10 protein-coding genes are annotated in these 14,993 nt (G+C 56.4%); all 10 read right to left on the bottom strand.

The features are described 5' to 3' along the window. Positions 1-303, bottom strand: coding sequence for a 50S ribosomal protein L23 (gene rplW, locus ACX5K5_RS11530; RefSeq protein WP_096256901.1), 303 nt, complete (start codon positions 301-303; stop codon positions 1-3). Further along, positions 303-905 carry a 50S ribosomal protein L4 gene (rplD, locus tag ACX5K5_RS11535; RefSeq protein WP_188684941.1) on the bottom strand — a complete coding sequence of 201 codons (603 nt, stop codon included), beginning with the start codon at positions 903-905 and terminating at the stop codon, positions 303-305. The genes rplW and rplD overlap by 1 nt, the downstream gene beginning before the upstream one ends. A 4-nt stretch (positions 906-909) precedes the next feature. Beyond that, entirely contained in the window at positions 910-1,560 is a 651-nt protein-coding gene (rplC, locus tag ACX5K5_RS11540) for a 50S ribosomal protein L3 (RefSeq protein ID WP_096256903.1), read from the bottom strand. Positions 1,561-1,580: 20 nt separating this feature from the next. Beyond that, positions 1,581-1,889: a 30S ribosomal protein S10 gene (gene rpsJ / locus ACX5K5_RS11545; RefSeq protein ID WP_013349689.1), complete on the bottom strand. Its 309-nt coding sequence runs from the start codon at positions 1,887-1,889 to the stop codon at positions 1,581-1,583. A 398-nt stretch (positions 1,890-2,287) separates the two neighbouring features. Next, positions 2,288-5,986 (bottom strand): hypothetical protein, encoded by a 3,699-nt coding sequence (locus ACX5K5_RS11550; protein WP_459174423.1) that lies wholly within the window; start codon positions 5,984-5,986, stop codon positions 2,288-2,290. A 177-nt stretch (positions 5,987-6,163) separates the two neighbouring features. Next, entirely contained in the window at positions 6,164-7,354 is a 1,191-nt protein-coding gene (gene tuf, locus ACX5K5_RS11555; protein ID WP_188684945.1) for an elongation factor Tu, read from the bottom strand. A gap of 243 nt (positions 7,355-7,597) precedes the next feature. Beyond that, complete coding sequence (gene fusA / locus ACX5K5_RS11560; protein WP_459174424.1) at positions 7,598-9,712, bottom strand: elongation factor G; 2,115 nt, start codon at positions 9,710-9,712, stop codon at positions 7,598-7,600. 69 nt (positions 9,713-9,781) lie between these two features. Continuing rightward, a complete protein-coding gene (rpsG, locus tag ACX5K5_RS11565) occupies positions 9,782-10,252 on the bottom strand; it encodes a 30S ribosomal protein S7 (RefSeq protein WP_096256908.1) in 471 nt (156 codons plus the stop codon). Further along, positions 10,252-10,626, bottom strand: a complete 375-nt coding sequence (gene rpsL / locus ACX5K5_RS11570) for a 30S ribosomal protein S12 (protein ID WP_047119685.1) — start codon at positions 10,624-10,626, stop codon at positions 10,252-10,254. The genes rpsG and rpsL overlap by 1 nt, the downstream gene beginning before the upstream one ends. A 450-nt stretch (positions 10,627-11,076) precedes the next feature. Next, positions 11,077-14,967, bottom strand: a complete 3,891-nt coding sequence (locus ACX5K5_RS11575; RefSeq protein WP_443443414.1) for a DNA-directed RNA polymerase subunit beta' — start codon at positions 14,965-14,967, stop codon at positions 11,077-11,079. Between the last annotated feature and the right edge of the window lie 26 nt (positions 14,968-14,993).

Here is a 14,993-nt window from a genome sequence, read left to right on the forward strand (position 1 = left end):
TTAGGAAAGCGGACCGCCGAAGATGTCAATCGATCCTTCTTTCAAAGTGATGATTGCACGCTTGGTATCCTTACGTGCACCCCACCCGAATTTGGTGCGCTTGCGCTTACCGGTTCGATTCATGGTGTTTACGGACTCAACCTTGACGTTGAAGATAGCTTCAACGGCATTCTTGATTTCCGCTTTGTTTGAACGTGGGTCAACCAAGAAGGTGTACTGACCTTCATCGATTAGGCCGTAGCTCTTTTCCGAAACGACTGGTGCGATGACCACGTCGTGCGGAGCCTTTGAGAAGATGCTCATTACTTGGCTTCCTCCTTCTGGACCAGTGCTTCGAAGGCAGCCTTGGTGAAGACTACGTCATCCGAAACCAGAACATCGTAGGTGTTCAACTGGTCGACGTATAGAACGTGCACAGAATCAAGGTTGCGTACCGAAAGGGCAGCAACATCGTTTGCGCGATCAATGACGACGAGCAGGTTCTTACGTTCGGTCAACGAACGCAAGGTAGCCAGAGCTTCCTTGGTCGATGGCTTTTCGCCAGAAACCAGGTTCTCGATCACGTGAACACGATCGAAGCGAGCACGATCAGACAAAGCGCCGCGCAGTGCAGCCGCCTTCATCTTCTTCGGGGTACGCTGCGAGTAGTCGCGTGGGGTTGGACCGTGGACAATGCCACCGCCGGTCATGTGTGGAGCACGGATCGAACCCTGACGGGCGCGGCCGGTACCCTTCTGCTTGAACGGCTTACGACCGGCGCCGGAAACTTCCGAGCGGTCCTTGGTCTTGTGGGTACCCTGACGGGCAGCAGCCAACTGTGCAACAACAACCTGGTGCAACAGTGGGACGTTGGTCTGTACGGCGAAGATGCTCTCTGGCAGTTCGACGTTAAGTGCCTTAGTCATTTACTTATGCTCCCTTCACGGCGGTGCGTACGAGAACGACGCGACCGCGAGCGCCTGGAACGGCACCCTTGATCAGCAGGAGGTTCTTCTCAGCGTCGATGGCGTGAATGGTCAGGTTCTGAGTGGTTACGCGCTCAGCACCCATACGACCAGCCATCTTCTGTCCACGGAAGACGCGACCTGGGGTCGATGCGCCGCCGATGGAACCTGGCTTACGGTGGTTCTTGTGAGCACCGTGGGATGCAGGAGCACCGTGGAATCCGTGACGCTTCATAACGCCAGCGAAACCCTTACCCTTCGAGGTGCCAACAACATCGACCTTCTGGCCAGCGTTGAACAGCTCTACGGATAGTTCCTGTCCTGCGGTGTACTCTGCGACGTCTTCGGTACGCAGTTCCACCAGGTGACGACGTGGGGTCACGCCGGCAGCTTCAAAGTGACCAGCCAGTGGCTTGGTGACCTTGCGTGGGTCGATCTGGCCGTAGCCGATCTGAACTGCGGTGTAGCCGTCACGTTCTGCATTAACTAGCTTGGTGACAACGTTGCTGTCAGCCTGCACGACGGTGACTGGGATCAGAATGTTGTTTTCATCCCAAACCTGGGTCATGCCGAGCTTCGTGCCCAACAGGCCCTTTACATTGCGGGTTGCGGTCATAGTTTTCTCGCCACCTCCCCTTAAAGCTTGATTTCGATGTTGACATCCGCTGGCAGATCGAGACGCATCAGCGAATCTACGGCCTTCGGGGTCGGATCAACAATGTCGATCAGACGCTTGTGCGTGCGCATTTCGAAGTGCTCACGGCTGTCTTTGTACTTGTGTGGCGAACGGATAACGCAGTACACGTTCTTTTCCGTTGGCAGCGGCACTGGGCCGACTACGGTTGCGCCTGCGCGCGTGACCGTCTCAACGATCTTCCGGGCCGAAACGTCAATGACCTCGTGGTCATACGACTTCAGCCGGATGCGGATTTTCTGTCCCGCCATGGCGTCATGCCTCTTCCTGTTAGCACTATCAAAAATTACTGTGCCTATATACGGGTTCTTGCGAACCGGCACGCCTTACGCTGCGACTGAATCCGGATGAGATCCGGGTTCCTCACCCGCAGGTGGCTCCGACCCCCGCGGTCGGGCGTGTCGTGAAATTTTCAGTCACGACAATTCCGACATAGTTATCACCTTGTGCGAAGATCTTTTTGTTTGTCACCGTTGTATCGATCCCGAACCCCAGGCATTATCCTGCGTGAGAGTCGATCCCTGTCGAACAAACCAATTCCGATTACCCCTCGCGGGGATCGGGTTGCAATCAAGCAACTTATCTAGTCTGACAGGTCGACCGCCCTCGCGCAAATCTTTTGGACTGATTTGGCGCCGTGATCTTGACCTCACGAGTTCAAATTGTCCTGATCTGGCCGTGAATTTTCATCCTGACCGAACTCAGCGTGGGTTTCGCCTCGCTGCTCATCGGTGCGTGGTTTGCGTTCCACCCGGACCAGCTTCAGCACCGCGGCCACGATCAAGCCAATCCCGGCAAGTACCAGCCAGAGGAAGGCCAGATAACGCAAGAACCACAATACGGCCGCGGTAATGGCAATCGCACCCCACCAGATGTAGCGTTTCCGTCCAAGCTTGAGCCCCAGGACAATCAAGGCGGCAAAGAAGAACAGGCTAAAGACCTGCGCTACTCCATTACCGTCTATCAGGGTACTGATCTGGGTCAGCGAGGCTAAGACCGCGCTCATGATCACATACCGATGGGCAAGAGGACCTCGTTTGCCCACGAAGTGCCGCGCAGACAGAATAATCGTAATCATCGTGAAGTAGAGGAAGTAGATACTGGCTACAGGCATCTGGCGTATCTGAACGTAACTGCTGAAGGCCAAGAATGCGCCGAGCACTATCAGCGCGTCAGTCCCCCACAGCTGCCAGCGTGTGGGCAATTCGAAGTACCTGGTCAAGGCGCCGGCGGCAAAGATCAGTACAGCGCCGGCGATAATCCACGCGGTGCGCGGATCGTTATAGTGCACCAGTAAGCCAGCGACCCCCGTGCTGAGAATCGTTGCAGCAAAATAAATACGAGCGGCTTGTCCGGCAGCGGCTTTGGAAGAGCGCACGTCCCGTGGGTAGCGCGGCGCAGGGTCCGCGAACCTGCCATGCAGTAGCGAAGTGACCAGTAACAGAATCGTGGTGAGCAGTAGTTGCCAAGTTAGATCCATCCACGACTGCAGGCTAAAGGTAGTGCCTTCACGCCAGTAGGCAATACCTTGGCCAATGGCAGCGAACAGTGCCACACTGGATCCGGCCGCCAACCAAGCAATCTTTTTGGTATGCACCAAAAGCGCTAGTTGTACCGAGGTAACCAGCAGGACCAACGCGGTCCAGCCCGCACCGGTGGTGGCCAAGGTGATGGCGAACAGCGCAAAGAGTGTTCCAAAAACTGGGGCAAAGCGCAGCGTTTGTGAATTCCGCAAGGGCCATTGCGTGGCAAGTGCCAGTAGCGCCACGGCGAGCAGCAGGATTTGTGCCACCTGCACAGACCACCAAGGCCCGTGAATCCACCCAGTCGCCTCGAAACTCTGAACACCTTGAATATAGACCAGCCCACAGAGACCGATCACCGTAGCGAATAACAGGAACTCTGCATGCGTCGTTTGTTTCCTCAGTGCGTAGAATCCCTTCACCGAGTGAATAATCCAAAGGCTGATCCCTAACAGCATGGTGCCACGGTCATATAGCCCGAAGCCGAAGTCACCGACGAGCAAGACCAACGGCAGCAGGGCGACAAGGCCCACGGTAATCCAACGCATTTCCCGACTCAGTGCACGCTTTGCGCGCATCACTAGGAACAAGCGGACCAGTTGCGGAAGCATCACCGAAACTATCAGCAGTGCGAAGCGTCCGGAGAAGTCGACGTCTAGGTAGTTCGCGAACCACCAAATACTCAAGCTGAAGGTCAGTTGCGCGGCAGCGGCGTAAACCGTTTTCCATTGTGGCGCCTGGACCTTGCGGGCATTGAGTAGATAGAAGCTTAGATTTGTCAGTCCGACAACCGCCACGATGAGCACTAAACTTTGGAAACTAAAGATCAACAGTGCGGCACTGGCTACCAACACCATGATGCGCAGTATTTGCGCATCTCGTTGCTGTCCATGGTTATCCAGACGCCAGCCTGCCAGTATCACATTGACTAGCGCGAGGATGATCCCCAAGGCGAGCCAAGTTCCTACACTCAGCGTCAGGAAGCTCGCTTCCCCAATTGAAGTCACCGTGTTGTGCAGCGACAGGACATAGCTCAGCGTAAGCACCGCGAGCATTACCGAAGCACCAAAATGAATGAGGTGTTCTCGTGTGGGCGGAAGCTGACGTCTGCTACGAAGGGTCGAGATCAACCACAGCGCAAAGAGCGGCAACCATAAACCCACCACCCATGCTAAGTTCAAGGATTCGAACACCGCTGCATCTCGGCCGTAGCCTTGTGCAATGCCCGTTGGTTGCTCAAACCCGGTCAGCAGCTGTTGCAGGGCTCGGCCCACAAAACCACCGAAGACAAGTACGCCAAGCCAGCGGGTCAGATCCAAGACAAGGTGCCATTGACGCTGTGTTTCGTTGCGGAACGCAAGGGTCAGCCCAAGGATAGCTACTGCCAACGCTGGCAGTACTCGACAAGCAAATAGGTCGCTGGCTACTACGGCTAACACCGCCAGCAGCACGATGGCGACGGCCTCAATTTTTCCGCGATGATGCAGCGCAGACAGCGAGAATACCTGCAGCAACGGAATCAGTAGCACGGCATAGCCCCACGGCACCACTGGTCCGGTAACCTGCGCCAACGCCACCAGCAGTGAGCCGGCGACCAGCACCCACAGTGCAATGCGTTCGGTTCGCCACCAGCTGGCGGGGACCGAGAAGAGCTGGCGGTAGCCTCGGGCGAAGTATGTGACGGCTAAGGCTTGTCCGGCCCAGAGCGCAGCGCTGATGGCCCAGGTAGTTTGTGCTTCCAACGCTAAGTAATTGCCGGTAGCAAAAATCAGCAGCATGAAGGTCACTCGTGCCGCGTAGAGCCGGTACAACCGGAACTGCTTTATGAGCCGAATCGTGAGTAGCAGGTGAGCGGTCACCAGGAAGAAGACCCAGAGCAGATCGCGTGGGTTCAACGAGGTATACATGACCAGTGCTAAGCCGAGCACTAGCAACGGCAGAAGTTGCCCGGTGGCAAAAACTGCCGAATAGAACAGTGAGGAGCGAACCTTTTCGCTGCGTACGGCCAGCACGAGTAAAACCACCGAAAGCACCAGCAAGAAGAGCAGGTAGAACAAGATGCCTCGTTGCACCGTGGCTGCGCAGGCCATGGTGGTGGAGACCAAGACGAAAACTGCAATCCACGCGAGCACCCGCGAACGTAATCGAACCGTGGCAAAACCTACGGCGAGCGTGCCAATGACCGAGAAGATCAGCCAGAGGACCGGGGCAGAGAGCGACAGCGTCTGATAAGTGGCGATTCCCGATAGCGGAAGTAAGGCCAGACTGGTTCCGGCGAATGCGCTCGCGGCAGGCTTGAGGTTTTTCTTTGCCGCATGCACGTAGAGGCCACCGCCGTAAAACGCTGCGGCGAGCACAAAGAGGGCAATGAGTTTAGGAAGCGGTGGTAACGCGAAGCTGAGGAAGAGGGCGGCGGCGGCCACGATGAGCAGCGCCGCCACGTACAACGTGACGTTGATATTGCGTAGTTCGCGTTCGCGTGCAGTGAGCACCTTGACCGGACGCGCTGGCGCTAGCGGAGCAGCAGGCTTAACCGGTGGCTGCGCATAAGCTCCTGCGTGCGTACTTTGCAGCTGGTCATCCGGTGTCCACTCGGTGAGTGGCCCAGTAGTTGGCGGTGCATTACTGACAGGCTGCTGCACCTGCCCAGTTGCCGGCGCCGCTTGTTTGGCTTCGCGTGCGGCGTAGCTGGTGGCTGCGTTATAGCCCTCTTGCCAGGCCTGCTGTTTTGCTTGGGCATCAGTGGACTGCTTCTTTTCACCGACTCGATATCCGATGAAAAAGCTCAACGCCAAGAGCAACATCACTACGATGAACCAGAACATACTTCGCCCTTAACTAGTTGAGCCCACCACGGGATATCCACTCCTCCAATTAGACCACTGTCTAGATATACTTGCGAGGTTACACGCGTGGTTAAGCAAAAAGATCTCCACTACTTCGCAAAGAAGTAGTGGAGATCTTTTATGTCAGACCAGTCGGTCTAGATCATTAGTAGCGAACTACTTGGTGATCTTGGTGACCTTGCCCGAACCAACGGTGCGGCCGCCTTCGCGGATAGCGAAGCCGAGGCCATCTTCCATGGCGATTGGCTGAATCAGCTCAACCGACATTTCGGTGTTGTCGCCAGGCATAACCATCTCGGTGCCTTCTGGCAACGTGATGACGCCGGTGACGTCGGTGGTGCGGAAGTAGAACTGCGGACGGTAGTTCGAGTAGAACGGGTTGTGACGTCCGCCTTCGTCCTTCGACAGGATGTAGACGTTAGCTTCGAAGCCGGTGTGTGGGGTGATCGAGCCTGGGGCTACGATAACCTGTCCACGCTCAACATCGTCGCGCTTCAGACCGCGAAGCAGCAGGCCACAGTTCTCGCCGGCCCATGCTTCGTCAAGCTGCTTGTGGAACATCTCGATACCGGTAACGGTGGTCTTCTGGATCGGACGGATGCCGACGATCTCGACCTCCGAGTTGATCTTCAGGGTGCCACGCTCGGCGCGACCGGTTACAACGGTACCGCGACCGGTGATGGTGAAGACGTCTTCAATTGGCATCAGGAATGGCTTGTCGCGATCACGAACTGGGTTCGGGATGTAGGTATCGACAGCATCCATCAGATCCTCGATGGACTTGGTCCATACTGGATCGCCTTCCAGAGCCTTCAGGCCCGAAACGCGAACCACTGGAGCGTCATCGCCATCGAAGCCCTGCGAGGAAAGAAGTTCGCGAACTTCCATCTCGACGAGCTCTAGGAGCTCCTCGTCCTCAACCATGTCCGACTTGTTCAGTGCGACCATCAAGGTTGGAACACCAACCTGGCGCGCCAGCAGAACGTGCTCGCGGGTCTGAGCCATTGGGCCGTCAGTAGCGGCAACCACGAGGATTGCGCCGTCCATCTGAGCAGCACCGGTGATCATGTTCTTGACATAGTCAGCGTGGCCTGGAGCGTCAACGTGTGCGTAGTGACGGCTCGGGGTCTGGTACTCAACGTGCGAGATATTGATGGTAATACCGCGCTGGCGCTCTTCTGGAGCCGAGTCAACCGACGCGAAGTCGCGCTGCTCGTTGACATCTGGGTACTTGTCAGCAAGTACCTTGGAGATGGCAGCGGTCAACGTGGTCTTACCGTGGTCAACGTGACCAATGGTGCCGATGTTGACGTGCGGCTTGGTCCGCTCGAACTTTGCCTTTGCCACAGGTTCCTCCTAGAAACGTTTACAGAAGACTTACTTTCGTTTGCGCGGTTCGCAAACGAACTGAAATTAGTCTACTGGGGGCTTGGATAAATATAAAAATTTCGGTCCTGCGCGGGCCCTGCATGTGATGCAAATCCCTCGTTGGCCGTTTGCGAGGCCGGCTTCATTGGCAATAAAGCCGGCTTCGCGATCGGCCACTCCCCCACACGGGCGGGGTCACGGCCAAGTTTGGTTCCTAGACGATTACTCGCCGCGGGCCTTCTGGATGATCTCTTCGGCAACTGCCTTCGGGACCTCAGAGTAGCTGTTGAAGGTCATCGAGTAAACTGCGCGACCCTGGGTCTTCGAGCGCAGGTCACCAATGTAACCGAACATCTCCGACAGTGGCACGGAGGCATTGATAACCTTCACACCAGCTGCGTCGGACATTTCCTGGATCGAGCCACGGCGGGAGTTTAGGTCGCCGATAACGTCGCCCATGTACTCTTCCGGGGTACGAACTTCGACGCTCATCAGTGGTTCAAGCAGGATTGGGTTAGCGCGACGTGCGCCTTCCTTGAATACCTGTGAGCCAGCGATCTTGAACGCCATTTCCGAGGAGTCAACATCGTGGTAAGCACCGTCAAGGACGGTAGCCTTCACGCCAACCATTGGGTAACCGGCGAGGATACCGTACTGCATGGCGTCCTGGATACCGGCATCGATGGATGGGATGTATTCACGAGGAATACGACCACCGGTGACAGCGTTCTTGAACTCGTAGTTCACGCCGTCGACAACCTCGAGAGGCTCGAATGCAACCTGGACCTTTGCGAACTGGCCCGAACCACCGGTCTGCTTCTTGTGGGTAAAGTCAACCTTATCCACGGCAGTCTTGATGGTTTCGCGGTATGCAACCTGTGGCTTGCCAACGTTGGCTTCCACGCGGAATTCGCGCTTCATGCGGTCCACCAGGATATCCAGGTGAAGCTCGCCCATGCCGCCGATTTCGGTCTGGCCGGTGTCATCGTTCAACGAAACGGTGAAGGTTGGATCTTCTGCAGACAGCTTCTGGATAGCGGTCGACAACTTCTCCTGGTCACCCTTGGTCTTAGGCTCGATGGCCACGAAGATCACTGGTGCTGGGAACGACATCGACTCAAGCACGATCGGGTTCGCTGGATCGCAAAGGGTATCACCGGTGGTGGTATCCTTCAGGCCGATCACGGCGTAGATGTGACCTGCGTGGATCTCGTCTACCGGCTGTTCCTTGTTGGCGTGCATCTGGAAGAGCTTGCCAACGCGTTCCTTCTTCTGCTTCGTCGAGTTGAGCAACTGTGTACCTGAAGTTGCACGGCCCGAGTAAACGCGGATGAAGTTCAGCTGACCGAAGAATGGGTGAGCGGCAATCTTGAAGGCCAGAGCCGAGAAAGGTGATTCCTCGGTAGGCTCGCGAGTGAGCTCGATTTCTTCGTTCTTTGGATCGTGACCGATGGTCACGCCGACGTCCATTGGGTTTGGCAGGAAGTCAATCACGGCGTCGAGCATAGGCTGCACGCCGCGGTTCTTGAAGGCCGAACCACAGTAAACTGGGTAGATCTCCGAGTTGATGACCATCTTGCGAATGCCGGCCTTGAGCTCAGCAATGCTGATCTCTTCGCCTTCGAGGAACTTCTCCATGAGCTCGTCAGAGCCCTCAGCGACATCCTCAACCAGCTTGGCGCGGTATTCCTCGGCCTTTTCCAGCATATCTGCAGGAATTTCGCGAGTCTCGTAAGCGGCACCCATGGTGACGTCACCCTTGGAGTCGCCTTCCCAGACGAATGCCTTCATGGTCATCAGGTCAACGACACCGACAAATTCATGCTCGGAGCCGATAGGCAGCTGCATAACCAATGGCTTAGCACCAAGGCGCTTAACAATGGTCTCTACGGTGAAGTAGAAGTCTGCACCCATCTTGTCCATCTTGTTGACGAAGCAGATGCGTGGAACGTTGTACTTGTCAGCCTGACGCCATACGGTCTCAGACTGAGGCTCAACGCCTTCCTTGCCATCAAATACTGCAACGGCGCCATCAAGCACGCGAAGCGAGCGCTCCACCTCAACGGTGAAGTCAACGTGGCCAGGGGTGTCAATGATGTTGATCTGGTTGTTGTTCCAGAAGCAAGTCACGGCGGCAGACGTGATAGTAATGCCGCGTTCCTTTTCCTGTTCCATCCAGTCAGTAGTCGAGGCACCGTCGTGTGTCTCGCCGAGCTTGTGATTTACACCCGTGTAGAAAAGGATGCGCTCAGTAGTAGTGGTTTTACCAGCATCGATGTGGGCCATGATGCCGATATTTCGGACCTTATTCAGGTCAGTAAGCACGTCCTGTGCCACGTTGTCTCCCTTAAAGGTGAGGCAAGGAATGCTGGATGCCTGTTGACACCCAGCACTTCCAAGCGTTTCTTACCAGCGGTAGTGAGCGAAGGCCTTGTTGGACTCGGCCATCTTGTGAGTGTCTTCGCGACGCTTCACAGCGGCACCCAGACCGTTCGAGGCGTCTAAGATCTCGTTCATCAAACGTTCGATCATGGTCTTCTCGCGACGAGCCTTCGAGTAACCAACCAACCAGCGAAGAGCTAGTGCGGTTGCACGGCCTGGCTTGACCTCAACAGGAACCTGGTAGGTCGCGCCACCAACGCGGCGTGAACGAACCTCAAGGGCCGGGCGGATGTTATCCATGGCCTTCTTGAGAGTCGAAACAGCGTCGGCGCCGGACTTTGCAGCGGCACCTTCGAGTGCGCCGTAAACAATGCGCTCTGCAGTGGACTTCTTGCCGTCTACGAGAACCTTGTTGATCAGCTGAGTGACCAATGGGGATTCGAAGACTGGATCAGAAACTAGTGGGCGCTTTGGCGCCGGACCCTTACGAGGCATTACTTACCATCCTTCTTTGCACCGTAGCGGGAACGAGCCTGCTTGCGGTCCTTAACACCCTGAGTATCCAGAGCACCACGTACAATCTTGTAACGAACACCTGGAAGGTCCTTTACACGACCACCGCGAACGAGCACGATGGAGTGTTCCTGCAGGTTGTGTCCGACACCTGGAATGTAAGCGGTAACTTCGATGCCACCGGCAAGGCGCACACGTGCGACCTTACGCAGAGCCGAGTTAGGCTTCTTCGGGGTGGTGGTGTACACACGAGTGCACACGCCACGGCGCATTGGGTTGCCCTTGAGGGCAGGAGCCTTGGTCTTGACGACCTTAGGCGAGCGGCCCTTACGGACCAGCTGCTGAATAGTAGGCACTTTCGTGTCCTTCCATTGTCTAAGTTTGTCGGCACCACAACCGGACAGTTATCTGCCAAATCGTGGAGCTAGCTGCTTGCTTTACAGCCATGGGACTAAATGCCCCTAGGCGTGCGAAAGTGTGGCATTTGTTGCGCAACCTGCCCGCAACCCGGACTGTGTCCATTTTGCCACACCTAAAACAATTGCTTTCAGTCTAGCATTAATCCGCCATCGCTCTAGGTTCAGTAAGCTATCTCACCTATCACCCGAGCATAACTAGGTAAGCTGAACGCCGGCCATACCGCAGATGACCACAGGCTGAACCTCGGTGCATAACTTGCAATCCAAGCCTCTAGTGGAGAACTCCCCCAAGGGACTTATCTCCCCTTCGATTGTGCTTAAATGGAACACCCGCCGGTACCCAAAGGTACCGGCGGGTGTGTTGACTAACTAGTCAAAAATCCGTGTTTAGCGGAAGTCTGAACCGTGGTCGTAGTCATCCATCGAGATGGCCTGGAATTCTGGCGAAAGATTGCCTTCCAGAGCATCGTCGTACAGTCCCGAGGAGAATGCCGAGGAACCGGTGAACAAAGTTGCCTTTGCTTCGTCGGTTGGCTCAACGTTGATCTGGGTGTAGCGATCCAGGCCGGTACCGGCTGGGATCAACTTACCGATGATCACGTTCTCCTTCAGACCCAACAGTGGATCTTCCTTACCTTCCATCGCAGCCTGAGTCAGCACGCGGGTGGTTTCCTGGAAGGAAGCAGCCGAGAGCCATGAATCGGTGGCAAGCGATGCCTTGGTAATACCCATCATTTCGTCACGACCGGCAGCTGGACGCTTGCCTTCGGTGACTGCCTTCTTGTTCGCAGCGGTGAAGCGCGAACGGTCGGCCAACTCGCCTGGCAGCAATTCAGTTTCGCCGGACTCAATGACGGTGACGCGACGCAGCATCTGACGGACGATGACTTCCACGTGCTTATCGTGGATGCCTACACCCTGTGACTGGTACACGTCCTGGACCTCGCGGACCAGGAACTTCTGTGCTTCACGTGGGCCCAAGACTCGAAGAACCTGCTTCGGATCCAAGGTACCGCTGGTCAGCTGTGTACCGGCAATGATGTTTTCGCCCTCTTCAACCAACAGGCGAGCACGACGCAGAACCGGGTAGGCCTGCTTCTCGTCGCCGTTGTCTGGAGTGACTACAACACGCAGCTGCTTCTCGTCGTCCTCGATCGACACGCGACCGGTGACCTCTGACATCGGAGCCACACCCTTAGGGGTACGGGCTTCGAAGAGCTCCTGGATACGAGGCAGACCCTGAGTAATATCATCAGCCGATGCAACACCACCGGTGTGGAAGGTACGCATGGTCAGCTGAGTACCTGGCTCACCAATGGACTGTGCGGCGATGATGCCCACGGCCTCACCGATGTCAACGGTCTTGCCGCTGGCCAGCGAACGACCGTAGCACTGTGCACAGGTTCCGACGGCGGAATCACAGGTCAGCACGGAGCGAACGCGGATTTCATCGATACCTGCTGCGTACAGCTGGTCGATGAGCACGTCGCCCACGTCGGAACCGGCTTCTGCCAGAACCTTGCCGTCAGCATCCTTGACCTCGGTAGCCAGCGTACGGGTGTACGCCGAGTTCTCGACGGTCTCGTGCATCATGCGTACACCAACGGAGTTGTTGGCGATCGGCACGGTCAGACCGCGGCGGGTGCCACAGTCATCTTCACGAACGATAACATCCTGTGAAACGTCGACCAGACGACGGGTCAAGTAACCGGAGTTAGCGGTCTTCAATGCGGTATCGGCCAGACCCTTACGGGCACCGTGAGTAGCAATGAAGTACTCCAAAACCGACAGGCCTTCGCGGTACGAAGACTTAATCGGGCGAGGAATAATTTCACCCTTAGGGTTGGACACCAGGCCACGGATACCGGCAATCTGACGCAATTGCAGGTAGTTACCACGAGCCTTGGAGGTCACCATACGGTTAATGGTGTTCAGCTCTTCCATACCGTTCTTCATCGCCTCGGCAACCTCATCGGTAGCCTTGGTCCAGATGTCGATCAAGTCCTGACGACGCTCGGTATCGGCGATCAAGCCCTTATCGAACGAAGCCTGAACCTTCGCGGCACGAACCTCATAAGGAGCCAAGATGGCTGCCTTATCCATATTCGAGGTAATGTCCGAGATGGCCACGGTGACGCCCGAGCGGGTTGCCCAGTAGAAACCGGAATCCTTGAGGTTATCCAAGGTTTCTGCCACGGCGATCTTCGGGTAGCGCTCTGCCAGATCGTTGACGATCTCCGAGAGTGCATCCTTGCCGGCAACCTGTGCCACCCATGGGTAATCCGCTGGCAGGGTGTCGTTGAACAACACCTGACCCAGCGAGGTCTCCAGAAGTGCTTCGGTACCTGGCTCCCAACCTTCCGGAGCAGGCTGCTCGTCAGAAGGAACGAAGTTCGGAACACGAATCTTAACCGGTGCGTTCAGGTGCAGTTCACGCAGGTCCATTGCCATGATGGCTTCGGCAACCGAGGTGAAGGTGCGTCCTGCGCCAGCTTCGTTGGCACGCTTGGTCGTCAAGTGGTGCAGACCGATGATCATATCCTGTGAAGGAAGAGCAACCGGGCGGCCATCGGAAGGCTTCAAGATGTTGTGCGAGGACAACATCAAGATGCGAGCTTCGGCCTGTGCTTCTGGGCTCAGCGGCAGGTGAACTGCCATCTGGTCACCGTCGAAGTCGGCGTTGAAGGCTGCACAAACCAGTGGGTGCAGCTGCAAAGCCTTACCCTCAACCAGCTGTGGTTCGAACGCCTGGATGCCCAAACGGTGCAGGGTAGGTGCACGGTTAAGCAGTACCGGGTGCTCGGTGATGATCTCTTCGAGAACATCCCAAACCTGTGGACGGTAACGCTCCACCATGCGCTTAGCGGACTTGATGTTCTGTGCGTGGTTGAGGTCAACCAGGCGCTTCATCACGAACGGCTTGAAGAGCTCCAAGGCCATCTGCTTAGGCAGACCACACTGGTGCAGCTTCAGCTGCGGACCAACAACGATGACCGAACGGCCCGAGTAGTCAACACGCTTACCCAACAGGTTCTGACGGAAACGACCCTGCTTGCCCTTGAGCATATCGCTCAACGACTTCAGTGGGCGGTTACCCGGTCCGGTGACCGGACGGCCACGACGACCGTTGTCGAACAGGGAATCAACAGCTTCCTGGAGCATACGCTTTTCGTTGTTCACGATGATCTCGGGAGCACCAAGATCAAGCAGACGCTTCAGGCGGTTGTTACGGTTGATCACGCGGCGGTACAGGTCGTTCAGGTCCGAGGTAGCGAAACGGCCACCGTCGAGCTGAACCATTGGACGGAGCTCTGGTGGGATCACCGGAACCGCATCCAGAACCATGCCCTCAGGCGAGTTCTCGTTGACCAAGAAGGCGTTAACAACCTTCAGGCGCTTCAGTGCACGAGCCTTCTTCTGGCCCTTGCCTTCGTCGATGATCTGCTTGAGCAGTTCAGCTTCGGCCGCAAGGTCGAAGTTCTGCAGGCGCTTCTGGATTGCTTCTGCACCCATGGAGCCTTCGAAGAACAGTCCGTACTTTTCACGCATGGTGCGGTACAGGCCTTCGTCGCCTTCGAGGTCGGCGACCTTCAGGCCCTTGAAGCGTTCCCAGACGGCACGCAGACGTTCGGCTTCAGCCTTTGAACGCTTGTCGATCTGGAGCACGGTCTTCTCTGCCAGGGTGCGAGCCTTGTTCAGCTCGGCGCCCTTGGCACCGTCGGCTTCCATGCGCTCCAGCTCGGTTTCGAGCTCAGCGGCAATAGCCTTCTTGTCTGCTTCAGCGTTATTAGCCAGGTTGCGCAGTTCCAGATCATGCTGGGCCTGCAGGTTGGGCAATTCGGCGTGGCGACGGTCCTCGTTTACCGAGGTGATCATGTATGCAGCGAAGTAAATGACCTTTTCAAGGTCCTTCGGAGCAAGATCCAACAGGTAGCCCAAGCGCGATGGAACGCCCTTGAAGTACCAGATGTGGGTCACTGGAGCTGCAAGCTCGATGTGTCCCATGCGCTCACGACGAACGTTAGCGCGGGTCACCTCGACGCCGCAACGCTCACAGATGATGCCCTTGAAGCGCACGCGCTTGTACTTACCGCAGTAGCATTCCCAGTCGCGGGAAGGGCCGAAGATCTTTTCGCAGAAAAGACCGTCCTTCTCCGGCTTCAGGGTGCGGTAGTTAATGGTTTCCGGCTTCTTGACCTCGCCGTAGCTCCAACCGCGAATTTCTTCTGCGGATGCAAGGCCAATGCGCATGAGGCCGAATGAGGAATCGTTGGACATAGGGTCCTTTTCTCTCTTCTTTGGTG

It is taken from the genome of Glutamicibacter bergerei, assembly GCF_054495185.1.

What these genes read in the sequence shown, in the direction of transcription:
- rplW (WP_096256901.1), bottom strand. Translation starts at nt 303, where the DNA reads ATGAGCATCTTCTCAAAGGCTCCGCACGACGTGGTCATCGCACCAGTC.
- rplC (WP_096256903.1), bottom strand. Translation starts at nt 1,560, where the DNA reads ATGACCGCAACCCGCAATGTAAAGGGCCTGTTGGGCACGAAGCTCGGC.
- rplD (WP_188684941.1), bottom strand. Translation starts at nt 905, where the DNA reads ATGACTAAGGCACTTAACGTCGAACTGCCAGAGAGCATCTTCGCCGTA.
- ACX5K5_RS11575 (WP_443443414.1), bottom strand. Translation starts at nt 14,967, where the DNA reads ATGTCCAACGATTCCTCATTCGGCCTCATGCGCATTGGCCTTGCATCC.
- ACX5K5_RS11550 (WP_459174423.1), bottom strand. Translation starts at nt 5,986, where the DNA reads ATGTTCTGGTTCATCGTAGTGATGTTGCTCTTGGCGTTGAGCTTTTTC.
- rpsG (WP_096256908.1), bottom strand. Translation starts at nt 10,252, where the DNA reads ATGCCTCGTAAGGGTCCGGCGCCAAAGCGCCCACTAGTTTCTGATCCA.
- rpsJ (WP_013349689.1), bottom strand. Translation starts at nt 1,889, where the DNA reads ATGGCGGGACAGAAAATCCGCATCCGGCTGAAGTCGTATGACCACGAG.